The sequence below is a fragment of the Maribacter sp. MJ134 genome (genome assembly GCF_003970695.1).
Lineage (GTDB): Bacteria > Bacteroidota > Bacteroidia > Flavobacteriales > Flavobacteriaceae > Maribacter.
In genome coordinates this window covers 2,805,814-2,830,028 of the sequence record NZ_CP034570.1, presented here as the reverse complement: position 1 = coordinate 2,830,028, position 24,215 = coordinate 2,805,814, and the positions used below count along the sequence as shown (strand labels likewise).

Below are 24,215 nucleotides of genomic sequence, written 5' to 3'. Positions count from 1 at the left end.
AATTCTATAAGGCACCGCCTTTGGTAAGAATGTCCGTTCCCAAATATTTATCATCCTTATTGTAATACCATGCTCTAGTTTTGGGCATTTTTATACCATTGACCTCGAGCAAATCATCTAGTACTATATATTCGCCATCATTTTTAGACTCGTCATGGAAAAATTGATAAACTTCCATAGCATAGGTTAAAGGATCAAAATAGAAATACCAAGTATCTTTGCCCACTTCTTCATCGTAGTTTACCTTCAAAACAAGATATTCCTTTCCTTTGAACGATTTCTTTTTTACTTCTGGAGCAATGATTGTTCCTGGGTCTTTTAGCTTCATCGGTAAGCCGTAGAGATAGGTGTAATAATTTTTCATCATTTTAGCCCTATCACAAGTTATTCTAAGGCTATCCCTATATTTTTTAGATATTACCGGACTTCCGTTTAGTTTTAGATTACAACTGTCCTTCATCAAAACAGATTCAATAGTGTTGTTATCCCTTCTAACCTTAGATTTAAAATATTCCGCAGGAAGGTCCATGAACAAGATACTATGACGGTCGCTAGAATTTGGAGATTTCATGGTGATAGCCAATTTACCTTTAAAACTTTTCCAATTAGCTTCTTTATCATGGAACTGGATTGCTTTTTCCAATAATTCTCGTCCCGATAGTTCTTGGGAGTTTCCCAGATGATTTAAGAATATCACCAGAATAAAGGAAAGTATAAATTTCAGTGTCTTACCTATTTGCATATTTGTCATAGGTTTCTATCAAGTTCATTGTTGCTTGCAACAAGTCTTTAGTTTCTAGTAGCAAGCTAAAATATAGCGCCGTATTCTTTGGACTAGATTCATCGGAACGGGTGCGCTCTACCTGTTTGGCTATTTTTTGATCTAGTTTAAGGAGTAGTTCCTCTTTTCCCATCAAAAGGCTGGTCAGATTTCCAAAATTTCTTGATTCGAATATTTCGCGTACCTCTACAAACAGTTTTTCTACGTATTGGTCCGTTTCCTTGAGGTCTTTGATTTGATTGAATCTTAGTTTTTTATGGTTGTTGTTTACATGTTTGAAACCAGCTTTGGATATATATTCCAAAGATTGGGTCATATCTTGAAGGTAACTTAAAGCCGTAATATAAAAGTTACTGGCTCCTACGCTTGATTCATCTAGGTTTTTGATAAAGTAAAAAATGTTGCCTCTAAGGTCCTCTACTTCCTTATCTAATTTTGAAATTCCTTTTTTTCCTTTTTTTAGGGTGTCAATATCATGCTTTGCAAGACCATCTATACTTTGGGTATAAATTTTACTGCCGCGCTTCATAGCTAGTGCTACATTGGTTGCACTTTCTTCGATCAATCCAATTATAGTATTGCTCTCTGCCTTCTGTAACTTTTCCTCAAGTTTGGTTTCCTTCATTTTCTTAGAATGCGAGAGGTAATTTTTACCGATAAGCAAAAACGCCAAGGTCAAAAGAATTCCAATGGCAACGATACCGCCAAGATGAATAATATAAGCTATTATGGCCGCTGCCGTAAAAGCACTGAAGGCAGTAAAGAACCAGCCTCCTATGACGTTAAGTACACCTGCTACCCGATAAACAGCACTTTCTGGACCCCATGCCTGGTCTGCCAAGGAAGTACCCATGGCAACCATAAAAGTTACGTAGGTTGTAGAAAGTGGTAATTTCATGGAGGTTGCCAACGATATCAATACACTGGCCACCATTAAGTTTACGGACGCCCTGACCAAGTCAAAAGCAGGTAGGTCCTTTACTTTACTTTTTGGAATGTACACATAAGGCTTTTCAAACTGGCTATTTATTCTTTTCTGAATGTTCTTTGGAATGATTCCCGATAAGTTTTCAGAAGCCATTATGCTATATTTTACGATTTGCCTCGATAAGTAGTTCGGTTGAAAACGTTCGTCCCCTTCGTCCTGCCTGGATAAATCTACACTGGTTTTTACCACGTTTTTAGCTTTGGAAGAAAACCAAAGCGTAATGACCATTATAAGACCGGATGCCAGCAAAAGGTAGGTGGGTGCTTGGCTTGCCGTATTTAGTCCTTTCATATTAAATTCAGAAGCTAACATACCGGAGGCTTGCCAGCTTTCATAAGAGGCCAAGGCTGCTAGCGGTACCCCTATGAAATTAACAAGGTCGTTGCCCGCAAAAGCCATCGCAAGTGCAAACGTGCCTAAAACTATGATTACAGTGTAAATATTCCAGTTTAAAAATTGGGTAACCACAAAGGATAATATGGACCAAAATAGGATATTTCCCAGTATGAATAATTCTGGTTGGGTGCCTATGAACATGGATATTTCAGGTGACAGAATAGAGGTTCCCTTTAGGCCCTTGACCAGAATAAAATAAACAATGGCGGTTATGGCAAACCCACCAAAAACAGCACCTATCCATTTTGGTTTTTCCTCGAATTTAAAAGAAATAAGTATTCTAGAAACAAACTGGACCAAAGCACCTATTGTAAAGGCTACGACTACGGACAAAAGAATACCTAATATAATCTCAGTAGCCTTTTCTGTATTGATATATTGGACCAAATCTGAAACACCACCGTCCGAGGCATATATTTTTACCATTGAAATAGCGACAGCGGCACCCAATAATTCAAAAACTATGGAAACCGTGGTTGAAGTAGGCATTCCAAGGGTGTTGAAAAAATCCAACAAAAGAATATCGGTAATCATTACCGCCATGAAAATAATCATGATTTCAGCAAAGACGAACTCACTCGGATTAAAAATTCCCTTCCGTGCAACCTCCATCATACCACTAGAGGAAATTGCGCCAAAGGCAATACCTACACTTGCAACGATCATGATGGTCTTGAACGAAATGGCCTTTGAGCCAATTGCAGAATTCAAAAAGTTTACGGCATCATTACTTACCCCAACAACCAGGTCGGTGATGGCCAGAACGGCCAAGGCAATAATCATAAACAAGTAAATGTTTTCGCTCATCTAAAAAGAAATAAAAGCAAAAATCATATTATAATTCATCAGTAAGGTTAAAATAAGGTTATGAAGTAAAAAGTTTGTCTTCTTAACAGGAGTGTAAAGTCGAAAAATACTAAAATCTTTTGTAATAAACGGTACTAGAAATAAGGTAATTTCAGACCCTAGTCCATAATAGTACCATTCGCTAAAAGAATTGGGTAACTTACTTTTTAAAACCTGAAATTTGACTATCGGTAGCGTAGTCCTCTTTTGCCGCAACTACAGAGTCGGGAAGGGCAGGCAAGGATTTGGCTTTTAAAGACTGTAGTACATCCAAACGTTCACCATCCTTAATTTCTACGGGTACTTCCACCGTTTCATAACCTAAAAAGCTAATCTGCAGCGTGTATTTACCAGGAGTTACTCCAGCAATTTCAAAATTGCCGTTAAAATTAGTCTGTGCTTTCCAAGAGGTGCCTTTTAAACACAATGAAGCCATAAGTAAGGGTTCATTATATATCTCCGCATCTAATACCTTACCGCTCAAGACACCATTTGATTGGGCGGATACATTGTAAAAAACTGCGAATAAGAATACAAAAAGTAACTGTTTCATTGAAGGACTTTGTTTCTAGACAAAGAACGCTTTACAAGGTTAAGTTAAGGTTAGCTGTCTGTTATTTATTTATTTTCAAATGGTTAAGATTATGATCGTTTTGCTTGCTTGCGATGTTAAAAGGATGGCAAAAAATGTATCTTGCGCGTACTAAATTTTAAACATGAATTGGGAGCAATTACTTTCATTACGAAGAAACGGGGATACCAATAAAAGGCTCAGAAACGAGCAGGATGAAACCAGACTTGGTTTTGAAGTTGATTATGACCGTATTATTTTTTCTTCGGCCTTCAGAAGTCTACAGGATAAAACGCAAGTAATACCGCTTTCAAAAACAGATTTTGTACATACGAGACTAACCCACAGTTTAGAGGTATCCGTTGTAGGACGAAGCCTGGGAAGATTAGCCGGTAAAAAAATATTGGAAAAACACCCCTATCTTCAAGAAGTTCATGGTTTTAAATTCAACGATTTTGGCGCTATTGTCGCTGCGGCCGCTCTTGCACACGACATTGGGAATCCTCCGTTTGGACATAGTGGTGAAAAATCCATCGGTGAATATTTTAGAACGGGTAGCGGTAAAAAATATAAGGAGCAGTTGACCGATAAGCAATACCAGGATATTATTGATTTTGAAGGGAATGCCAACGGTTTTAAGCTTTTGGCCCAAGATAGAGAAGGAGTTTTGGGTGGACTCCGTTTAAGTTACGCTACGTTAGGGGCTTTTATGAAATATCCAAAAGAGTCTTTACCTAAGAAACCGACCAAACATATTTCAGATAAGAAATTCGGGTTTTTTCAAACGGAAAAGCAAACTTTTGAGGACATAGCGAATGACTTAGGACTAATACAGACTAGAAAAGGAGCGTCTGTTTCCTACGCTAGGCATCCCTTGACTTTTTTAGTCGAAGCAGCGGATGATATCTGCTACACGATAATAGATTTTGAAGACGGCATTAACCTTGGCCTTATTTCGGAAGATTTTGCTTTGGAATACCTTATAAAATTGGTCAAGGACAGTATCAACACCAAAAAGTACCGTTCTTTGGCTTATAAAGAGGATCGGTTAAGTTATCTAAGAGCCTTGGCGATCAACACATTGATACAAGATGCTGTTTCAATTTTCATGGAAAACGAAGAACAGATTTTAAGCGGTAATTTTGATGTATCACTTTTAGATAAGAGCAAATATGATGCGCAAATAAGGGATATTATAGGAATCAGTGTTGAGCGGGTTTATCGTGCTCAGGAAGTAGTTGAAAAAGAAATTGCGGGCTATAAGATCATCTCAAATATCCTGGATGTTTATATAGATGCGTTGGTTCAGAAAAAAATGATAGTGCCTCTAATTATCATAAGCTAATCGTTCAAACTTTACCGGAACCATATCAGCATACCTGTATTTCACTTTATGAAATTTTACTGAATACCTGCTGTTACGTAGCTAGTCTTTCCGATAGTAGTGCCGTTCATATTCATAATAAAATTCAAGGAAGACAACTTTAAAAATCGTAAGCTACACCTACCCCTAGCACTTGTTTAAACTGCAACCTAGGTTCTCCGGGGTCGGTAACGATACCGTCCACATTCTTTACTTCATCAAAAAGAATATCATCGTCGTAAATAAGATGTGTGCCTATGGTGGTCAAAATATACTTGTTCACCCTCATCTTAATATTAAGTTCCCAATCTAAATCTATGTTCCCAAAGCTGGCGAGATAATCGGTATACAGGTTTAGCCTACTGTTCAAGTCAATATTCTTCCCCAGGTTCAGGTTCCAATTATGCGTAACCAGAAACCCCAGTTCTAAAAGATGGTTTTCCCCGGGTGTAATCACATTTCCATCTGCATCCAAAACGGCTTTTTCAACACCAAATGCACCCCTGTCCGCCAATCTTTGGTCTAGAACAAACGTAGATTTCTGTGTTAAGGGAGAGAGGTAAAGATTAAATTTTTGGTCTTGACTTATATACGATGTTCCAGCACCAAAAAACAAATATCCGGGAGCCATGAAACGGGATATTGGTGTAGTTCTATCTGGATACTTAAAACCGTTGGAAAATTGGGTGTTAAAGTTTAACTGCACGGAGTAGTACCAATTACTGATGGTATCCCTGCGATAACCGACATTTGAGTTTAGCCGTATAACATCTTCTGTCTTTCTTAATTTACGACCTTCCTGTGCGTTAAGACCATATCTGAGATCTAGATTATTGTCCCATTTAAAATATCGAAATTTGTAGTTACGGGAAAATTTAAGAAATCCTAGACCGCTTATGGCATTGTCCCCACCTGCATTCCAATTCACAAAGGCCGTCTCGCTCACATTTATCCCCAGTTGATTCTCCTTTTTCCAAAAAGAAGGTACCCTAAATCGGTTGTACCTATCTTTAAGTGGTTTTGTTTTTTTAAATGAGATAACGGGATTGGTAAGGTTAACGCCCCTTGGTATATGCTTTATCTTGGTGAGTGTTTTTCGTATAACTATGGTATCCACAACAGTTGTATCTATTGAAACACTGTCGGTAGGCGTTGTAGCCGGAATTGTATTTTGAGCGAAAAATAAATTTGCAGCTAACCCTAATATAATGGTAAACCATACGGTCTTATTCGTAATCCTCTTGGTCATGTGATATGCGCTAAATACTCTTTAATAGTTTCTTTGTCTATCCCGGCTAATTTATAAAGTTCTTCCACGGTTCCATGTGGTATAAATTCATCCGGAACTCCAAATATCTTAATATTTTTAGTGATGTCATTTTCGTTCGCAAATTCTACCACTGCACTCCCAAAGCCACCGATACTACTGCCATCTTCAATAGTGATAATATGTTCGTAAGATGCCAATAGGTGCGCCAATCTTTTTTGATCTAATGGTTTTACGAAAGGAAAATTATAATGCCCTATCATGTCCTTAGAATCAAATTCTTCGATTATATCGGTTATCATATTACCAACTGGGCCGGTACTTAATAAGGCTATCTTATTTCCTTTTTTGAGCTCAAAAGATGTGCCAATTTCCATTTTTACCATGGGTCGTTTCCAATGCTCCAAACGACCTTTTCCTCTGGGATATCTAATGGCAATCGGTTTTTGAAGACCTAGTTGAGTAGTATACATTATATTCCTTAACTGTATCTCGTTCATTGGTGCGCAGATGATAAGATTAGGAATGCACCTGAGATAAGCAACATCAAAAACACCATGATGCGTGGGGCCATCTTGTCCTACGATTCCTGCTCTATCCAAACAAAATATGACAGGTAGGTTTTGTAGGGCAACGTCATGTATGAGCTGGTCATAAGCACGTTGTAGGAAGGTAGAGTAAATATTACAAAAAGGAACTAGGCCCTGCGTGGCCATCCCTGCTGCCATTGTTACGGCATGTTGTTCGGCAATACCAACATCGAAAGCGCGATCGGGTATTTTTTCCATCATATATTTCAAGGAACTTCCCGTAGGCATTGCAGGGGTAATACCAACAATTTTTTCATTATCGTTAGCCAGCTCTACCAACGTATGACCAAAGACATCCTGGTATTTTGGCGGCCCTGGTTTCATTGTCTTTGGAATTAACTCTCCGGTGTTTTTGTCGAATTTACCTGGAGCATGATAAACCACCTGGTTCTCTTCTGCCTTTTGAAGCCCTTTACCTTTGGTGGTTATGACATGCAATAGCTTTGGACCTGGAACAGATTTTAGTCGATTTAACTCCGTTATCAGTGTTTGGAGGTCGTGGCCATCTATGGGTCCAGAATAATTAAGGTTTAAACATTCAAAAATATTTTCGTCCTTTGCAACTCCTTTCTTGACATTGGTGAGATATTTTTTCAATGCCCCTACACTAGGGTCTATACCAATGGCATTATCGTTTAGGACAATGAGCACATTGGCATCTGTAACACCTAAATGGTTAAGTCCTTCAAAAGCCATTCCGCTGGCAATAGAGGCATCCCCGATGACGGCAATATGTTGTTGTTCCCTTTTTCCTTGAATTTGCGCGGCTAGGGCCATACCCAGTATGGCAGAGATAGATGTAGAACTATGTCCGGTACCAAAGGCGTCATAGCTGCTTTCTTCTCGTTTTGGAAAACCGCTTATTCCGTTTAACTGCCTATTGGTTTCAAAAATTTCCTTTCTGCCCGTTAAAATTTTGTGTCCGTATGCTTGGTGACCGACGTCCCATATAAGTTGATCTTCGGGTGTGTTGAATGTATAGTGCAACGCAATGGTAAGTTCCACAACACCCAAGCTTGCTCCTAGATGACCCTCTTTAGTGGCTACGATGTCTATGATGAATGTTCGAAGTTCTTTCGCTAGTGCAGGAAGTTGATGCACGGAAAGCTTTTTTAAATCAGCCGGGGAGTTAATATGGTCTAAAAACGTATCCAAGATTGAAGTGCTAAGCCACAAAAATACTTCTTTTAATAGGTTAAACAATTGTTTTAAAGCCTAGTTATTAAAGCTAGGCTTATTGTATTTTTGATTTATGATATTACCCTATGATGATTCCTATTTTATGAAAAAGGCCCTTCAGGAGGCGGAATATGCCTTTGAGCAGAACGAAATACCTGTTGGAGCTGTCATCGTTATCAAGGATAGAATTATAGCTAGGGCCCATAATCTAACAGAGCAGTTGAACGATGTTACTGCACATGCCGAGATGCAGGCCATTACGGCGGCGGCCAATTTCCTGGGCGGAAAATACCTCCGCGCTTGTACCCTATATGTTACCTTAGAACCCTGCCAAATGTGTGCTGGTGCGCTTTATTGGAGCCAAATAGGCAAAATTGTTTTTGGTGCAAAAGATGAACAAAGGGGATGTGGGGTTATGGGGACGCAATTACATCCTAAAACAGTCATTACCGGTGGTATTTTGGCCATGGAATCAACGACCCTATTGAAACGTTTTTTTGAAAAAAGGCGGGAGTAGTGACGTATATAAGTACGGAATTATGGGAAAATTCAAAAGAACCAATAAAAAAACCATGCATTGGCATGGTTCTAATTCTTACAAGATGTCATACGTTTGGTTAAAGGACTTGAACTTGCCCTGCAACTATTCCTTTTCTTCCTTCTTCTTCAACGTATTCCACTTTGTCTCCTTCTCTCAGCTCCGTTCCGTTAAGGGCGGTTGCATGAACGAAGATGTCCTTTCCGGTGTCGTCATTGGTAATAAAGCCATATCCTTTGGATTCATTAAAAAATTTAACTGTGCCAGTCATGAAAATTAAAGATTAAATGTTAGTACTCTAATTTAATCATTTTTTGTCTAAGAAACGTGGCGTTGAAGAATTTAATTGGACGGAGTGTCCTGATTATCAGTATTCTTAGGTTCCTTTCCTTGCATTTTCCTTACGTTTTCTTCCGTAAGCATATAGTCGTTCCACTTTCTGGTTTTACTTTCTTTATACAAGAAAAGCGGCATAGCAACAAGAAATAGGGTCAAAGTTCCTGAACCGATATACTTATCGGCAATCGCTTCTTCTGTTTCATCTAAGGAAAAGCCATAAATAATAAGGCCAAAAGCAATGCAGACAATAAGCGATATCAGATATTTCATAGTGCAAATTTACAGAATGAAAATTAGTTACTGGTGAAATTTATAAGCTCTCTGCGATAGGCCGTTAGCAGTTTGGATTTGGAGACAAAGCCTATATATTTTCCATTTTTAATGACCGGAAGGTTCCACGCCCCACTATCCTGAAATTTTTGCATTACCTGTTGCATATTATCCTTACCGTAGAATATATGTTCTGGAGCGTTATGCATAAACGTCTCTACTCGGGTTGTCTTATACAATGCGGTGTCGAACATAAATTCACGTATGTCGTCCAATAGTATAATGCCTACCAAGGAATTGTTGGTATCCACTACCGGGAAAATGTTTCTAGCCGATTTGGCAACGGACTCGTGCAACATATCTCCCAAGGTCATATCCGGGCGTACGGTCTTAAAGTTCTTTTCAATGATATCATCAAGCTGCATAAGTGTCAAAACCGCTTGGTCTTTGTTGTGCGTCAGTAAATCACCACTTTCTGCCAGTTCCCTTGTATAAATAGTGTAGTCTATCGCATTTTTGGTAATGATGTATGAAATGGAAGCGGTAATCATTAAAGGAACAAAAAGTTCATATCCTCCGGTAATCTCAGCTATTAAGAAAATGGCCGTTAAAGGGGCATGGAGTACTCCCGCAATAAGACCAGCCATGCCTATCAACGTAAAGTTACTCTCCGATACGGACAGACCGAGGCCTAGGTTATTGATGACCTTCCCCACAACGTTCCCCAATGCACTGCCCATAACCATGGTAGGAATAAAAATACCTCCTGCACCGCCTGCGGCTAAAGTGGTGGTCATGGCCACCGCCTTGAAGATGGTAATACCGAACAATAGGGCAATGACTACCCAAATATTATCCATAAATGCATCAAAAGGGGTAGTGCCCAGTGCAAGTAAGTGATTCCCGTCTAACAAGTGGTTAATAAACCCAAAGCCTTCACCATAAAGAGGAGGAATAAAGTAGAGCATTATACCTATGGCCAATCCACCAACCAATAAACGGTATTTAGGACTTCTAAGGGGTTTAAATAGTTTCATAATGCCAAAGTACATTTTGGTAAAGTATATGGAAGCTATTGCGGTGCCCACACCAAGCAGAATATAAAACAAGGTGTCTTTTACCTCAAATGATTGTGTAATGGTGAATTTAAAAAGCACTTCGTTACCCAAAAAAAAATAGGAGGTAAGTACGCCGGAAATGGAAGCAAGTAACAGGGGTAACATAGAGATCATGGTCAGGTCTAGACTAAAGACCTCCACGGCAAAGATTATCGCTGCAATCGGAGCTTGAAAGATGGAAGATATAGCCCCGGCCGAGGCACAGGCAATTAGTAATGACCGTGTTTTGGTATTGATATGAAAGAGTTGTCCAAGATTGGAACTAATGGCCGCTCCAGAGGCCACCGCGGGTCCCAATAAACCTACCGAACCACCAAAACCGACCGTTAGCGGTGCTGCAACAAGTTGGGTTAGTATCTGTTTTTTGCTGATGATACCTTTGTTTTTTGAAAGCGAGAACAAAATGGATGAAACGGCGTGTTTCAATTTTTCTTTATGGACGTATTTTACGTATAGAAAAACCAGTGTTAACCCTAGTATAGGAAGTACAAAGTAAAGTTGATTCCTTGTAAGGATAATACCGTTCTCTAAAGAGGCCTCTATAAAATAGGTGATGTTCTTTAGGGTTACCGAAGCTAGGCCAGCTAATAGTCCAACGATTACGCTAAGAATGTAAATAAAGGTTTTGTTGGAAATATGTTTGTACCTCCACTTATATATACGTTTTAAAAGACTGTTTTTCTGGTTGGGCATTACTGTGCTTTACTCGATAACCGAGATTAAAAATACTCCTAAGCTTCCCTCGGAGTAATTTTCTTCTTAAAAATAATCTATTTTGTTAGACGATTTTTTAAACAGCGCAGATCTCGTTATAATTACAGCGTTTTCAATGGACTTCCTTGTCCTTTAAAAAAGGGAAATAAGTCGTATTGACTTTACCTCATCATTGGATACGAATGGAATTCGTAGAACCAGAAAATTATAATTAAAGAAAATTACAAATCTAATTTCAAGTTCAATTCCTTTAATTGTTCGTCATCAATAGCGGCAGGAGCGTCAATCATTACGTCACGGCCACTGTTATTTTTAGGAAAGGCGATAAAATCACGTATGGTTTCCTGTCCGCCTAAAATAGCTACTAGTCTATCCAGGCCAAAAGCAATTCCACCGTGCGGAGGCGCGCCATACTGGAAGGCGTCCATTAAAAACCCAAATTGTTCCTTGGCTTCTTCAGGGGTAAACCCTAAGTGACGGAACATGGTAGCTTGGGTTTCTTTATCATGTATACGAATGGAGCCACCACCAATTTCATTGCCGTTCAATACCAAATCATAGGCATTGGCGCGTACGGCTCCCGGATCTGTTTCCAATAATGCTAACTGGCCCGGTTTCGGTGAAGTAAACGGATGGTGCATGGCGTGGTAATGACCGGTCTCTTCATCCAATTCCAATAAAGGAAAGTCTACCACCCATAATGGCGCAAATTCAGTATTTTTTCTTAGGCCCAATCGTGTGGCCAACTCCATACGTAAAGCACTTAATTGAGCTCGTACCTTGTTTGTTTGTCCCGATAGCACGCAAATAAGATCTCCCGGTTTGGCTCCCGTTGCTTCTGCCCACTTGGCCAAATCCTCTTGGTCATAAAATTTATCCACAGAAGATTTAAAACTGCCATCCTCATTACACCGGCAGTACACCATACCCAAAGCGCCCACTTGTGGTCTTTTAACCCAATCTATCAGTTTGTCAATTTCCTTGCGTGTATACGTATTTGCACCCGGGACGGCAATACCTACGACCAATTCGGCCTTGTTGAAGACATTGAATTCTTTGTGTTGAGTAACGTTGTTTAATTCACCGAACTCCATGCCAAAACGAATATCCGGTTTATCGTTACCGTACTTGGCCATGGCTTCATCATAGGTCATTCTAGGAAAGCTATCTACGGTAATACCATTTATCTCTTGTAACAGATATTTTGTTAAACCTTCAAATACATCCAATATATCCTCTTGCTCTACAAAGGCCATTTCACAATCTATTTGTGTAAATTCTGGCTGGCGGTCCGCTCTTAGGTCCTCGTCCCTGAAACATTTTACAATCTGAAAATATTTATCCATACCACCTACCATAAGCAATTGCTTAAAGGTTTGTGGCGATTGTGGTAATGCATAGAACTGTCCTTCGTTCATACGACTAGGCACCACGAAATCACGGGCACCTTCTGGTGTGGATTTAATCAAGTAAGGCGTCTCTACTTCTATAAAATCTTGGTTAGACAGGTATTTTCTAACTTCCATGGTAACCTTACTTCTGAAGATAAGGTTGTTTTTTACTGGATTTCTACGAATATCCAAGTAACGATATTTCATACGCAAATCTTCTCCACCATCCGTTTCGTTTTCTATGGTAAAAGGAGGGGTCTTAGATTCGTTCAAGACAATAAGTTCTTCAACTAAAACTTCAATATAACCTGTAGGGATATTAGCGTTCTTAGAGGCCCGCTCAATAACCTTTCCTTTGACCTGTATAACAAATTCACGACCAAGATTTCTCGCTTGTTCCAACAACTCGGGAGAAGTCCGGTCCGCATCAAATACCAATTGTGTAATTCCGTAACGATCTCTAATGTCTACCCAAACAACAAAACCCTTGTCCCTTGTCTTAGATACCCATCCAGAAAGTGTGACAGCACTATCAATATGTGATTCTCTCAATTCTCCGCAGGAATGGCTTCTGTACATGGTCGTATCTTTAAATAAAGGGCAAATTTAAGAAGTCTCATCCATTAAATATCTATATAAATTGGAGGTTTTATAGGTGAAACAGCAAATTCAAATATGTTAAAGTGTTTAATTTAATAGTCTAATTATCAATAAATTAGTCTTGCAATGTTAATTTAAGGTAAATTAAAAGTTATGTAATAATTGATTTATTGTAAAATAATTCTAACTTTGTAACGTTAATGTTAGATAAATATCAATTTAAAAGAATTATATCATGAAAAAAATACTAATAATAGCTTTGATGTCATTTTCATTAGGAGCCTTTGCCCAAGACATAGCTCCGAAATTTGAAAAAGAAGGAGATATGGTCAAAGCGACTTATTTTCATGCTAATGGTGCAGTGGCGCAGCAGGGTTATTTCCTGAACGAAAAATTGGAAGGTGAATGGACCATGTTCAACGAAAAAGGTGATAAAATTGCAATGGGAAACTACGTAAAAGGCGCTAAAACAGGAAAATGGTTGTTCTGGGAAGGTGATGCGCTAAGAGAAGTTAATTTTGACAACAACAAAATAGCTGCTGTAACCAATGCGAACCAAAGTAGGTCTCTTGTAAAGGACTAACGATAATTCATGTAATGGAAAAAGCCTGTACTTTAAAAGTACAGGCTTTTTTTAGTGTTCATGTTTATTTAAGCTGCCGCTTCTAAACGATCTGTTTCGGCATTCTTACTTCCACGCCCTCTTATGGCAGTTTTAATTCTGTATACAATATTGAACAATACCGGCACAATAATCAGGGTAAGGAAAGTGGCTACGATTAAACCAAAAATTACGGTCCAGGCCAAAGGACCCCAGAAAATAACGTTATCTCCGCCGATATAAATTCTTGGGTCAAACTGAGAGAACAACGAAAAGAAATCTATGTTGAGTCCTATAGCTAAGGGGATTAAACCTAGCACTGTTGTAATCGCCGTTAATATTACAGGTCTTAATCTTGCTTTTCCACTTTTAACAATGATTTCGGTAGCTTCATCCATAGGTAACAAATCTTTATCCTCTAAATCAAGTTTAACCTTTCTACGATCTATCAATATCTGTGTATAATCTAGAAGTACTACTCCATTGTTTACAACAATACCGGCAAGGGAAATAATTCCCATCATGGTCATAAGAATTACAAAGGACCACCCGGTGAGCATTAGCCCTCCGAATACTCCGATAAAACTCAAGAATATAGCGATCATGATGATCAGTGGTTTGGAAATACCTCCGAATTGAAAAATGAGAATAAGCATTATAAGCCCAAGTCCCGAGAAAAATGCACCCACTAAAAAGTTCATTTGTTTATTCTGTTCTTCAATTTCTCCAGTAAAATCTACCTTTACCGTATCCGGAATACCTTCATAGTTTTCCATTACTTTTTTAATTTCCTCCACGACCAAGGCCGGGTTACCACCTGCTTTAAGTCCGGAATATACCGTAACTACCCTATTCCCGTTACGGTGCTTTATAGCACTATAGCCAGAGGAGTTTTTCTGTGACGCCACGGCAGAGACGGGAACCTCTTTTATTTGACCGGTAGCAGGGTCCCTGAAAATTATGTTTTGATTGAAAAGGGCATTCTTATCAAAACGGATATCCTCGTTAAAGCGCACGTTAATATCATAATCGTCTCCATCTAACTTATAAACACCCGCTTTTTCTCCAAATAGAGAACGTCTTAATTGTTGCCCTACCTGACCAACGGCTACACCTAGTTCTCCTGCTTTTTGACGGTCTACGGTTACCTGCATGGAAGGTTTGCTCTTATTTACATCAATCTTCAATTCTTCTATGAAGGCGATGTTTTTTGTATTGATAAAGTTTCTAATATCTTCAGCCGTTCCAATTAATTCATTATAGTCTTTACCTTCCAGCTCAATGTTTACGGGGTATCCCGGTGGTGGGCCATCTGCATTCTTTTCAACGGAAATAGAAACGCCGGGATAAATACCTGTTAGGCTTTCCTGAATTTCACCACGCAACTTCTCCGTATCAAGCCCGTTTCGGTATTTGTACTCTCTCATAGAAACGGTAACCTTACCACGGTGCGGCATCTCTGCTGAGGAGCCACCATCGGTCTGGGGGTTTCCGGCACCTTCTCCCACTTGAGAAACGGCAGATTCTACCAAGTAGTTCTCTCCGTCCGGGTCTATATACATTTCTCTATTAACAACCTCATAAACACGATCCTCTATGGCTTTGGTAAGTGTGTTTGTTTTGGTGATGGAAGTCCCTTCAGGATACTCAATATAGACGTATATTTCGTTGGGGGTGTTCTCCGGGAAGAACTCGATTTTTGTTCTACCAGAGCCTACCGACATGCCGAAGAGCATAAAAGTTGCTATCAATAAAGCGAAGGTGATTCCGAAATACCAGTACACGTTTTTGCCTCTTAAAGCATGTTTTATGCGCCTTTCGTACCAATTTTCAAAACGTACCATGGTGCTGTTCTGAAATTTCGTAGCCCATTTCTTTATGGCGTATTTATATACCCAAAAGAGGATAGCGGTAAAAATCATTACCGTACCCAGACCCCTCATGGCACCACCGAAGATGAGTATGAAAATACCAAAACCGCCTAGTATGGCACTAATGCGCAATAGTTGTTTCTTAGTAAGTTCTTTCTCTTCCGTGTCCATAAACTGTGAAACCAACATGGAGTTCATGAAGATGGCTACGAATAGTGATGATCCTAAAACAACGGATAATGTAATAGGAAAGAAAATCATGAATTGACCGAATATACCCGGCCAAAATGCCAATGGAACAAAGGCTGCTACCGTTGTAACGGTAGATATGATGATCGGGAACGCAATTTCCCCTATTCCCTTTTTTGCAGCCTGTGTGCGGCTCATGCCCTCACTCATTAAACGATATACGTTTTCTACCACAACGATACCATTATCCACCAACATTCCAAGCCCCATGATCATTCCAAAAAGAATCATGGTATTTAGGGTGTAACCCGCTAAGTTTAGTACAGCAAAGGATATGAACATGGACATGGGTATGGCAAACCCTACGAACAAGGCATTCCTAAAACCGAGGAAAAACATTAAGACGTTGACTACCAGAATAATACCAAAGATGATGTTGTTCACCAAATCATCCACCTGATTCAAAGTTCTATCCGATGAGTCGTTGGCAATGGATATATTCAGGTCAGCGGGATAGTAATTCTCCTGAGCTTTTTTGACTATTTCGCGAATTTGCGTAGTAGCTGCAATCGTATTTTTGCCAGACCTCTTTTTTATATCCAGCATTACCACACTTTCCCCAAATTCACGTGCATAAGTGGTTTTTTCCTTTTCCTGAAAATACACTTTGGCAATATCCTTAAGGTAGACGGAGCCATTTTCCGATTTTACTACGAAATTATTCAGTTCTTCTGGTTTTTCAATCTCGCCCAATACGCGGATGGTACGCCGTTGTTCCGAAGTTTTAATGTTGCCCGCGGACATGGTCATGTTGCCATTACTGATGGCACCGATTACATCTTGAAAATTTACTTTGGCCGCCATCATTTTATACACATCAACAGCTACTTCTACCTCTTTCTTTTGCGCACCGCGAATATCCACTTGTTTTATTTCCGGTAAATTTTCAATTTCTTCCTCCAAGTATTCCGCAAATTCTTTTAGTTTTTCTACCGGATAATCCCCCGTGAAATTCACGTTCATGATGGGAAAGGATTCCGCAAGATTAAGGTCAAAGATATTTGGCTCTACCTTAGCACCGTTGAAGGTGGGCCAATCTTCACTGGCTTTTTCCCCGTCTACTTCATCCTTTACCTTTTGTTTGGCCTGTTCAACGGTGATATCCTCATCGAATTCGACCGTAATAATAGAATAATCTTCTTGAGAGGTAGAGGTTGTTTCCACTACATTACTCACATTTTTTAGTCGGTCTTCAAGAGGGTCGGTAAGCAATCGTTCAATATCCTCAGCGGTATTTCCCGGATAGGGGGTACTCACGTATATTTTGGTCTCCACAATTTCTGGATAATCTTCTCTGGGCATGGCCTGATACCCTGAATAGCCTATTAAAAGGAAGAGTGCAATCATTACATAGATTACAGATGGATTATCTATGGCCCAGGACGATAAGCTAAATTCTTTGTCGGCGTTTTTCTTTTGTTTACTCATTTTAAGTCTTTAGTTATTGTTTTTATGAGTGAGTAATTACACTAAAAACATTTCTAGTTGTTACTTAAGTTTTTATGCTAATTATGTAGATGCTAGTCCGTACTTAAAATCTGTACGCTTTGACCATCCTTTACGCTCCTTGCTCCTTCTTTTATGAGCAAATCCCCAGCTGTAATTCCAGATAATACTTCAACCATGTTACCTTGTGTACGTCCGGTAGTGATAATCCGTCTCTTTGCCGTCGCCTTGTCCTCTGTTCTGTCGCTCGCAATATAAAGGTATTGTTGTCCTTCTGCATTTTCTGAAATAATCCCTTGTGGAACTAAGACCGCGGCTTCTGAAGAGTAATCATTGAGGCTTACTTTTGCCGTTAAATTCGGTTTTATCGTATTATCCCTATTAGGAACAGCAACCTCTACTTTAAATGCCCTGTTACCTGGGTTGATAAAATTTCCGGTCTGTCTTATTTCAGAAATTAGCGTGTCGCCTAAGACAGGAAAATATACTATGGCGGAATTTCCTTTTTTAATATCACCTAAATACGTTTCAGGGACATCTATCGCTATATACATATCAGAAAGGTTCACTATTCTAAATACTTCCGAACCTGGGCCTGGTGCAACTACCGTTCCTTGATCTTTTATCACATTATCTATAATGCCGGAGAAAGGGGCTCTAATGGTTGATTTTCCTAACTGACTTTTAATTTGCTTTACGGCACTTTGCGCTGCTTCGTAGGTTGTTTTTGCCTGCAGATATTGTATTTCAGAGCCAATTTTCTGATTCCAAAGACGCTCTTGCCTTTCAAAGGTTGTTTTCGCCAAATCTGCTTGGGTCTCTAATTGTGAAAGTTGACTGGCCATACCACCATCATCAATGGAGGCCAATAGCTGCCCTTTGAAAACTTGCTGTCCTTCTTTTACATAAACACGTTGCAGCGTACCCTGCATTTCTGGGTAAATAAGCACATTCTGTTTTGTAGTAACATCGCCTTGAAGTTCCAAAAAGTGGTCAAACTTTTCTGTTTTCGCAGTAATGGCAGAAACAAGGGGTAGATTACCTTCCCCGGTCTGCGCGGCAATCGCAGAATCTAACTGCTTAATCTCTTGGCCCAAGTTTTTATAGGCTTCTGAAATCTCATTTTTCCTTTCCCTAATCGTTTCAAGGTTCCCTTCAGCGATAAGTTCTGTTACGGATTTCTCGTTAGAACCTCCGCAAGCTGTTAATAGAATTGCAAGGAATAAAAAATAACTAATGTTTTTCATTTGTAATACGTTTAATAGTTTATAAGGTTGAAAAGTTTAGGTTTTTATCTAGAGTTTTCATGCCAATTGTGATTTTCTTAGTGCGTTCAACATTGCAGTAATCTCCGTTAGTTCTGTTCTAATAAGTTCGTAGTTTTCATTGGTTAGAAATTCCAAATCATTTGATACTATAGTTTGATTCAATAGTTCTAGTGCCGAACCATATGCTATTTCTGTAAAACGAGCTTTATCTTTTGCTGTATGTCTACCCGTTCCCTCTGCAATATTTGAGGAAATTGAAATGGCACAACGCCGCATTTGAGATATTAAGCCAAACTTTTCGTCATCTGGGAAAACCTTGGTTATTTTGTAAATCATAATGGCCAGATTTCTTGATTTCTGCCAAACTTTTAATTTTTCAAAAGAGAATAATCTCATAGTTAACTTCTAAACCATTAAACTTTATAAACTTTCGTTTAGAATAATTTCCAATGCCGTTTTTTTGTTAATTACCTCTACCATACTTTGTAAATAACCTTGTTGCGCATCATAGAGTTGTGTCTGTGCCTGGCGAAGTTCAAAACTACTTGCAAGACCTTCTGCGTATTTAATCTGATTTTTATTTTCTATGCGCTCCGCAAGATTAAGATTATTCTTTGATGTTTGATATTGTTCTATGGCCAGGGTGTAATTACTTTTTGCACTTTGTAACTGAAGACGTATCTGTTGCTCCGCCTCCGTAAGCTGTGTCTTGGCTTTTTCCAGGGCTATTTTGGCTCTAGCCGTGCTGGCACTTCTTTTTCCTGAACTGAAAATTGGGATGCTCAGGTCTACGCCAACCGTAGAAAATTCAAACCATTGTTGTCCGTTATCAAAAAAAGAGAAATCTTCTCCAAAAGATAGACCACCGTAAGAGGCAAATGCGTTAAGCGTTGGTAAGGCCCTGCTTTTGGCGAGTTTCCATTCAAAATACCGCTGTTCGTTCAGATTGGTAATTAATTTATAATCGACATTATTTTCAATAGTCAATTCACTTTCTAAGAGATTAAAATCTATTTGAGTTTGTGTAAGATTGTCTAAGTTTTCCTCTAATTGGGTAGGTGCATCCAACTCGATTCCCATCACCAAATTGAGCATTTGAAGGGTAATTTCCTCCAAGCGCATGGCATTTTTCAATTGGTTGTCTATTGAGGATAGCGTAATTTGTAACTGCTCAACGCTTTCTTCATCTCCTAAGCCATTTTCGTAGATTTTTGTGGTCTCAAAAAGTGTTTTTTCCAATGTTTCCTTATTCTTTTGTAGAATTAGCACACTTTCTTGAGATAACAATACATTGCCGTAGGCCTCCACTACGGCCTTTCTTACTTCCTGTTCTGTTTTTTCTTTGTTATTGGCGCTATAACTTAAAAAGGATTTAGTTGCCTGTACGCCCACAATGTAGGATCCATCAAAAAGTTGTTGTCTTAATGTTGCTGCGGCATTGACCTGTTGCGGCTGACCAAAAACCACTTCTACGAAGGTGCCGGGCTCACCACCTGCAATTTCCCCGGGTAGTTGCACCACCTGCTGAATTAATTGATTCTGATAATTAACAGCACCTGTAATCTGCGGAAGTCCGGTGGCTATGGTCTCCCATTTTTGTTTTTTAGCGGCCAACACGTCGCGATCCGCATTGATGGCACTATAATTATTCTCAAGTGCAAAGCTTATCGCTTCTTGAAGTGTAAAACTATAGGTCTTTTCTTGGGCAAAAGACCAACTACCTATGCACAATGCCAGTATTAGTAATCTGATTGGTTGCATTTATTCTTGGTTTGAATTGATGATTTTATTTAATGTTTTCCTTCCCTTAGGAGTTACTATTCCCCGTAAATGATACTCTAGATAATCATCCATTAATTGAGCGATTGGAAATTTATTCAATGGAAACAATTTTTGATCTTTTATACTAGTTACTCCAGAGAAATAGATTCTGGAAACAAATTCCACGTTCAGATTTTCCCTGTATATTCCCAAACCAATACCTCTGTTTACATTGTCTACGACGCAATCTTGCATCATTTCAAAATGCTTTTTCTTTAAGGCTAAATGTGTTTCCGGATAATACTTTTGAAGCTGATATTCTGGCGAGGATTTCTCACCCTTAAGATGCAGCATAACAAACTTTTTAATTTCGTAAAGCTCTTCAATCGGATTTTTTTTCAACGCTATTATGGCATCAATACCGGTGCGTATAAACTCAAAGAGATGAAGCGTACATTGTTGTACTAAGTTTGTCTTATTATCATAATGACTATAAATGGTTTTTTTTGAAATACCCATTTCCGCAGCCAGATCATCCATAGTCACACTTTTGAAACCTTGTTCCAAGAATAGTTCAGTTGCCTTATTTAAAATGTTTTCTTTCATAGCGAAGGCAAATGTACATCAGGAAACTTTAAAAACATTAAAAGTTTCCTGAGTTTTACACTTTTTTAACACATTCTTAATTGTTTGGTCACACTTTTCTATCGGTAACCGTTTTATCATCTGATTTTTCTTGCGGGCTTGCCGTATATGCGGATTTAGCATTAAGACTTCAGTAAAATGGTCTGGTTGGATATTTGCTCTTTCTTTTATCTAGATTATTTTTCGCTGTGTTCATTATTCCTCTTTTTTAATTCTTTCCAAATAATTATTATAAGCTTCCTCGCCTTCCGCTTTCCAGAATTCATCATAGTGCTGCCACTCTGAAAAATCTCTTCGTAGTGATACACATTTTTTAGAACTAGGACGCTTCTTGGATTTACTACTGCTCCTAGGTCCTTCTCCACCGCCAAAACCAAAAATTATTTTGGCTAAGATTAAAATACCTACCGCTTGCCAATAGCCAACTGTAGGCAGGCCAAAAAGTTCTGGCATGAGCCAATTCCATAAGCGCATAACTACATACCCTACCAAAAAGGCAATCAATAACCCAAGCACTATAAAGAATAGTACTTTACAGATTTTGACTACGTAATATTTCACTTTGTTCTCTACTTGCCTTTCTAAATGATCTTTGTACTCCATATCTTATTTTTTTATTGTTTCATTTCTAAATGTTTTACTAATAATGCTATTGCCCTGTGTCTTCTAGACATCAGTGTTCCTTGAGGAATTCCTGTCTCTTCTGAAATTTCTCTGTAGGTATACCCTTCAAAATCAACCGCCAGTATAATATCTCTGTAAGGCGGTTTTAAGGCTGTTATCGCTTGCTTCAACTTTTCCCTTAACCGCTCTGAATATGCCATCGTTGGGCCTTCATAGAACATTGCGGTGAAATCCGTCCAAAGTCGCTCAATGTCTTTCTCATCGTTAATGCTTTCTTTTTTAGTTCGCATAATGTCAATAATCCTATTTTTAACGGCGTTGTATACAAACCCTCCCACATTTTTAATAGGAATCGCATTGGGTGGTCTTGAAAAAATTCTTAAAGCCACGTCTTGTATGATATCTTCAGCATCACTTTCCGTAGTGTGCTCAATTTTAGAGCGCACATATCTTTTTAAAGACTGGTATTCGTCTCTAAAAAAATCATTCAGGTTGTTATTATCTTGTTTCTCAGAAACCATTGACGGTTTTTAAAGCGATCCTTATTAGTAAAGACGACGAATTAAAAATCTATTGCATTTTTTCTATCTATTTTCTTTATATCATTTGACGGTTATATGAACTATTTGTAACAATGGATGTATTTTTGAAAAAAATTCGACTATGCTCTCCATAGAAAAGTATCGTAACGATTTTATCTCTTATTTGGAATCCAAAACGGAGACAAAGGAGCCAAAAAACCTATATGCACCTATCACCTATATATTACAATTAGGTGGTAAACGCCTTAGACCGGTATTGGTTTTATTGTCCGCACAGCTCTTTGAAAAGGATCATACCGATGCTTTGGACGCTGCATTGGCTATTGAAGTGTTCCATAATTTTTCATTGGTACATGATGATATTATGGATGATGCCCCCAAAAGACGTGGTAAACCCACGGTTCATGAAAAATGGGACACAAATACGGGCATTTTATCCGGAGATGCTATGCTAATCATGGCGTATCAATTATTTGAAAATTATGAAGTTCATATTTTCAAAGATTTAGCAAAGTTATTCAGTAAAACAGCTTTAGAAGTTTGTGAAGGCCAACAGTATGATGTTGATTTTGAAACCAGGGAAGATGTTACCCTTGAAGAGTATCTTAAGATGATAGAATACAAAACTGCTGTTTTAGTAGCGGCTGCCATGAAAATGGGAGCTATTGTTGCCGAAGCCTCAGAAAAGTCTCAAGAAGAACTATATGCTTTTGGTTTGAATCTAGGGATTGCTTTTCAATTACAGGATGATTATTTGGATGTGTACGGCGACCCTTTAACCTTTGGGAAACAAGTTGGGGGAGATATTATAGAAAACAAAAAGACCTATCTCTTTATCAAGGCAATGGAGGCAGGCACCGTAAGTAACCGAAAACAACTTATGGACCTCTATTCCATACAACCCAAAGAAACGGACAGTAAAGTAAAAGCGGTTAGAACAATTTTCAGCGAAAGTGGAGCAGCCACTGCTACCCAAGACGCTATCGTAAGCTATAGCAAAAAAGCTTTTGCGGTATTAGAGAGTTTAGAGTTAGCACAGGAAAAAAAGGATATTCTCAGAGCTTTTGGTGAGAATCTTATGCGAAGAACTGTTTAGAATAAGCGTTTTATCAAAGCGGTCGTAAATGGTATTTTAGGACAACCTAAAATGTAGTAGATGTCTTCCATGACGCTAGTATCTTCGTCTAAGAATTTAAAGATCAATTGAGGATTCCTTTCCTTAAAGAGTTTTTGGAATATTAAATGTCCGTTTTCATTTTTGTTATGAAGTACGTCTAGAAGAAGTAGGTCGTAATACCAAAAACGATTCTTAAAATCTAATTCCTTTAACGGCCTGCCCGTTTTTAAGAAGGTTATAAGTTGTGGAATTTTTTTTGAGGTACTCATAAAGGTATAGCCAGTACTAGGTTTGGCCCATCCGCCAGCGGTACCGATGAACCGAATTTTATCAGTGTGGTGTTCCTTAAAATCATAACATGTCATGGGTATGCTCCCTTGTTCTTTTTCCAATATTTCGTACACTGAGCAATCTAGATTGTTATGTAGGTACTCCTTTATGGCCTTTTCGTATTCTTCTTTTGGAAGAAGCTTATCAGAGAACAAAGTGTATTCAATAAGTGCCGTGTCATCACTGTAGGGTAGTATGTACATAAACCTAGTATTCCCTTTCTGTGCTATGGAGAAATCCATATAGGTGGCTTGACTAGCGTCAAAAATTGGTTTTTTAGTCTTTACCACCCATCCTATAAAATGCTGTTGAAGTACAGGGTATTTATTCTGCTGGGTCGCCATTTCATAGTCGAAAATGCTATTTAATACTTCCTTGGTCGAATAGGTTTCTGCCGAGGTGTGTACGTGCACCTCTTCTTTTTGCTCCTCTATATTGGTAACGCTTTCAGTCTTGAAGGTAATGTTGGGATAGCTTCTTATGCGGGCTAAATAGGCGGAATAGAAATCTATACCACGGACCATTTTATAAGTGTACGGAGCTATATCATACCGCTTGGAAAAACCCTTTCCTGCGAAAAAAATATGGTCCCATTTCTTATAGACAATAGCGTCGAATGTACCTTCTCCTTTTTCCCAAAAACACCATGTACGATCATTGGTTTCCTTGGTTTCTTTATCTAGCAATAGAATGGATTTTGTTTCAAAAAAGGCATCTTTCCCCATAGCGTCCGCAAGCATAAGACCTGCTGCTCCCGCTCCTATAATGATGTAATCGTATTGTAATTTGGGCATCAATCAAAAATAACAA

20 protein-coding genes and 1 pseudogene are annotated in these 24,215 nt (G+C 38.8%); 4 read left to right on the top strand and 17 right to left on the bottom strand.

The window, feature by feature from the left end; all coding sequences use genetic code 11:
* Positions 1 to 4: 4 nt before the first annotated feature.
* The 3 genes from EJ994_RS12195 to EJ994_RS12185 all read right to left on the bottom strand — a co-directional run bounded on the left by EJ994_RS12195 (position 5) and on the right by EJ994_RS12185 (position 3,564).
* Positions 5 to 742: a DUF6503 family protein gene (locus tag EJ994_RS12195; RefSeq protein WP_164721460.1), complete on the bottom strand. Its 738-nt coding sequence runs from the start codon at positions 740 to 742 to the stop codon at positions 5 to 7.
* Complete coding sequence (locus tag EJ994_RS12190) at positions 729 to 2,972, bottom strand: inorganic phosphate transporter (RefSeq protein WP_126592745.1); 2,244 nt, start codon at positions 2,970 to 2,972, stop codon at positions 729 to 731. The genes EJ994_RS12195 and EJ994_RS12190 overlap by 14 nt, the downstream gene beginning before the upstream one ends.
* 199 nt (positions 2,973 to 3,171) lie before the next feature.
* Positions 3,172 to 3,564 (bottom strand): carboxypeptidase-like regulatory domain-containing protein, encoded by a 393-nt coding sequence (locus tag EJ994_RS12185; RefSeq protein ID WP_126592744.1) that lies wholly within the window; start codon positions 3,562 to 3,564, stop codon positions 3,172 to 3,174.
* A gap of 163 nt (positions 3,565 to 3,727) precedes the next feature.
* On the opposite strand from EJ994_RS12185, the pseudogene dgt reads away from it, so the two are divergent.
* A pseudogene (gene dgt, locus EJ994_RS12180) lies at positions 3,728 to 5,070 on the top strand (dGTP triphosphohydrolase).
* On the opposite strand, the gene EJ994_RS12175 reads toward dgt, so the two are convergent.
* Entirely contained in the window at positions 5,067 to 6,194 is a 1,128-nt protein-coding gene (locus EJ994_RS12175) for a DUF3078 domain-containing protein (protein ID WP_126592743.1), read from the bottom strand. The pseudogene dgt and the gene EJ994_RS12175 overlap by 4 nt on opposite strands.
* The gene (locus tag EJ994_RS12170) at positions 6,191 to 7,957 is read right to left on the bottom strand and encodes a 1-deoxy-D-xylulose-5-phosphate synthase (RefSeq protein WP_126592742.1); all 1,767 of its coding nucleotides are present in this window, start codon (positions 7,955 to 7,957) and stop codon (positions 6,191 to 6,193) included. Before EJ994_RS12170 ends, EJ994_RS12175 begins: the two co-directional genes overlap by 4 nt.
* Positions 7,958 to 8,054: 97 nt before the next feature.
* Between EJ994_RS12170 and EJ994_RS12165 the strand changes: the two genes are divergently transcribed.
* Positions 8,055 to 8,498: a nucleoside deaminase gene (locus EJ994_RS12165; RefSeq protein ID WP_126592740.1), complete on the top strand. Its 444-nt coding sequence runs from the start codon at positions 8,055 to 8,057 to the stop codon at positions 8,496 to 8,498.
* Positions 8,499 to 8,598: 100 nt separating this feature from the next.
* On the opposite strand, the gene EJ994_RS12160 is transcribed toward EJ994_RS12165, so the two are convergent.
* The 4 genes from EJ994_RS12160 to aspS all read right to left on the bottom strand — a co-directional run bounded on the left by EJ994_RS12160 (position 8,599) and on the right by aspS (position 12,930).
* Positions 8,599 to 8,790 (bottom strand): cold-shock protein, encoded by a 192-nt coding sequence (locus EJ994_RS12160; protein ID WP_099573978.1) that lies wholly within the window; start codon positions 8,788 to 8,790, stop codon positions 8,599 to 8,601.
* 71 nt (positions 8,791 to 8,861) lie between these two features.
* Positions 8,862 to 9,128: a hypothetical protein gene (locus EJ994_RS12155; RefSeq protein ID WP_126592739.1), complete on the bottom strand. Its 267-nt coding sequence runs from the start codon at positions 9,126 to 9,128 to the stop codon at positions 8,862 to 8,864.
* Positions 9,129 to 9,151: 23 nt separating this feature from the next.
* Positions 9,152 to 10,939 (bottom strand): chloride channel protein, encoded by a 1,788-nt coding sequence (locus tag EJ994_RS12150; RefSeq protein ID WP_126592737.1) that lies wholly within the window; start codon positions 10,937 to 10,939, stop codon positions 9,152 to 9,154.
* A 242-nt stretch (positions 10,940 to 11,181) separates the two neighbouring features.
* Positions 11,182 to 12,930: an aspartate--tRNA ligase gene (aspS, locus tag EJ994_RS12145; RefSeq protein ID WP_126592735.1), complete on the bottom strand. Its 1,749-nt coding sequence runs from the start codon at positions 12,928 to 12,930 to the stop codon at positions 11,182 to 11,184.
* A 256-nt stretch (positions 12,931 to 13,186) separates the two neighbouring features.
* Between aspS and EJ994_RS12140 the strand changes: the two genes are divergently transcribed.
* On the top strand, positions 13,187 to 13,534 hold the full coding sequence (locus EJ994_RS12140; protein ID WP_126592733.1) for a toxin-antitoxin system YwqK family antitoxin: 348 nt from the start codon (positions 13,187 to 13,189) through the stop codon (positions 13,532 to 13,534).
* Positions 13,535 to 13,602: 68 nt separating this feature from the next.
* On the opposite strand, the gene EJ994_RS12135 is transcribed toward EJ994_RS12140, so the two are convergent.
* The 7 genes from EJ994_RS12135 to EJ994_RS12105 all read right to left on the bottom strand — a co-directional run bounded on the left by EJ994_RS12135 (position 13,603) and on the right by EJ994_RS12105 (position 21,937).
* The gene (locus tag EJ994_RS12135; protein WP_126592731.1) at positions 13,603 to 17,100 is read right to left on the bottom strand and encodes an efflux RND transporter permease subunit; all 3,498 of its coding nucleotides are present in this window, start codon (positions 17,098 to 17,100) and stop codon (positions 13,603 to 13,605) included.
* A gap of 92 nt (positions 17,101 to 17,192) precedes the next feature.
* Entirely contained in the window at positions 17,193 to 18,365 is a 1,173-nt protein-coding gene (locus EJ994_RS12130; protein ID WP_126592729.1) for an efflux RND transporter periplasmic adaptor subunit, read from the bottom strand.
* 57 nt (positions 18,366 to 18,422) lie between these two features.
* Positions 18,423 to 18,782 (bottom strand): four helix bundle protein, encoded by a 360-nt coding sequence (locus EJ994_RS12125; protein ID WP_126592727.1) that lies wholly within the window; start codon positions 18,780 to 18,782, stop codon positions 18,423 to 18,425.
* A gap of 24 nt (positions 18,783 to 18,806) precedes the next feature.
* Positions 18,807 to 20,147 carry a TolC family protein gene (locus EJ994_RS12120; RefSeq protein ID WP_126592725.1) on the bottom strand — a complete coding sequence of 447 codons (1,341 nt, stop codon included), beginning with the start codon at positions 20,145 to 20,147 and terminating at the stop codon, positions 18,807 to 18,809.
* Positions 20,148 to 20,753: a TetR/AcrR family transcriptional regulator gene (locus EJ994_RS12115; protein ID WP_126592723.1), complete on the bottom strand. Its 606-nt coding sequence runs from the start codon at positions 20,751 to 20,753 to the stop codon at positions 20,148 to 20,150.
* Between the two features lie 234 nt (positions 20,754 to 20,987).
* Entirely contained in the window at positions 20,988 to 21,395 is a 408-nt protein-coding gene (locus tag EJ994_RS12110) for a hypothetical protein (RefSeq protein WP_126592722.1), read from the bottom strand.
* Positions 21,396 to 21,406: 11 nt separating this feature from the next.
* Positions 21,407 to 21,937 carry an RNA polymerase sigma factor gene (locus tag EJ994_RS12105; RefSeq protein WP_099573967.1) on the bottom strand — a complete coding sequence of 177 codons (531 nt, stop codon included), beginning with the start codon at positions 21,935 to 21,937 and terminating at the stop codon, positions 21,407 to 21,409.
* Between the two features lie 142 nt (positions 21,938 to 22,079).
* On the opposite strand from EJ994_RS12105, the gene EJ994_RS12100 reads away from it, so the two are divergent.
* The gene (locus EJ994_RS12100; protein WP_126592721.1) at positions 22,080 to 23,054 is read left to right on the top strand and encodes a polyprenyl synthetase family protein; all 975 of its coding nucleotides are present in this window, start codon (positions 22,080 to 22,082) and stop codon (positions 23,052 to 23,054) included.
* Here EJ994_RS12100 and EJ994_RS12095 read toward each other — a convergent pair.
* Positions 23,051 to 24,199 carry a lycopene cyclase family protein gene (locus EJ994_RS12095; RefSeq protein WP_126592719.1) on the bottom strand — a complete coding sequence of 383 codons (1,149 nt, stop codon included), beginning with the start codon at positions 24,197 to 24,199 and terminating at the stop codon, positions 23,051 to 23,053. The two genes, EJ994_RS12100 and EJ994_RS12095, sit on opposite strands and share 4 nt — an antisense overlap.
* Between the last annotated feature and the right edge of the window lie 16 nt (positions 24,200 to 24,215).

What these genes read in the sequence shown, in the direction of transcription:
- EJ994_RS12100 (WP_126592721.1), top strand. Translation starts at nt 22,080, where the DNA reads ATGCTCTCCATAGAAAAGTATCGTAACGATTTTATCTCTTATTTGGAA.
- EJ994_RS12105 (WP_099573967.1), bottom strand. Translation starts at nt 21,937, where the DNA reads ATGGTTTCTGAGAAACAAGATAATAACAACCTGAATGATTTTTTTAGA.
- EJ994_RS12095 (WP_126592719.1), bottom strand. Translation starts at nt 24,199, where the DNA reads ATGCCCAAATTACAATACGATTACATCATTATAGGAGCGGGAGCAGCA.
- EJ994_RS12195 (WP_164721460.1), bottom strand. Translation starts at nt 742, where the DNA reads ATGCAAATAGGTAAGACACTGAAATTTATACTTTCCTTTATTCTGGTG.
- EJ994_RS12185 (WP_126592744.1), bottom strand. Translation starts at nt 3,564, where the DNA reads ATGAAACAGTTACTTTTTGTATTCTTATTCGCAGTTTTTTACAATGTA.
- EJ994_RS12135 (WP_126592731.1), bottom strand. Translation starts at nt 17,100, where the DNA reads ATGAGTAAACAAAAGAAAAACGCCGACAAAGAATTTAGCTTATCGTCC.
- aspS (WP_126592735.1), bottom strand. Translation starts at nt 12,930, where the DNA reads ATGTACAGAAGCCATTCCTGCGGAGAATTGAGAGAATCACATATTGAT.
- EJ994_RS12190 (WP_126592745.1), bottom strand. Translation starts at nt 2,972, where the DNA reads ATGAGCGAAAACATTTACTTGTTTATGATTATTGCCTTGGCCGTTCTG.
- EJ994_RS12110 (WP_126592722.1), bottom strand. Translation starts at nt 21,395, where the DNA reads ATGGAGTACAAAGATCATTTAGAAAGGCAAGTAGAGAACAAAGTGAAA.
- EJ994_RS12115 (WP_126592723.1), bottom strand. Translation starts at nt 20,753, where the DNA reads ATGAAAGAAAACATTTTAAATAAGGCAACTGAACTATTCTTGGAACAA.
- EJ994_RS12160 (WP_099573978.1), bottom strand. Translation starts at nt 8,790, where the DNA reads ATGACTGGCACAGTTAAATTTTTTAATGAATCCAAAGGATATGGCTTT.
- EJ994_RS12175 (WP_126592743.1), bottom strand. Translation starts at nt 6,194, where the DNA reads ATGACCAAGAGGATTACGAATAAGACCGTATGGTTTACCATTATATTA.
- EJ994_RS12130 (WP_126592729.1), bottom strand. Translation starts at nt 18,365, where the DNA reads ATGAAAAACATTAGTTATTTTTTATTCCTTGCAATTCTATTAACAGCT.
- EJ994_RS12125 (WP_126592727.1), bottom strand. Translation starts at nt 18,782, where the DNA reads ATGAGATTATTCTCTTTTGAAAAATTAAAAGTTTGGCAGAAATCAAGA.
- EJ994_RS12140 (WP_126592733.1), top strand. Translation starts at nt 13,187, where the DNA reads ATGAAAAAAATACTAATAATAGCTTTGATGTCATTTTCATTAGGAGCC.
- EJ994_RS12120 (WP_126592725.1), bottom strand. Translation starts at nt 20,147, where the DNA reads ATGCAACCAATCAGATTACTAATACTGGCATTGTGCATAGGTAGTTGG.
- EJ994_RS12165 (WP_126592740.1), top strand. Translation starts at nt 8,055, where the DNA reads ATGATATTACCCTATGATGATTCCTATTTTATGAAAAAGGCCCTTCAG.
- EJ994_RS12150 (WP_126592737.1), bottom strand. Translation starts at nt 10,939, where the DNA reads ATGCCCAACCAGAAAAACAGTCTTTTAAAACGTATATATAAGTGGAGG.
- EJ994_RS12155 (WP_126592739.1), bottom strand. Translation starts at nt 9,128, where the DNA reads ATGAAATATCTGATATCGCTTATTGTCTGCATTGCTTTTGGCCTTATT.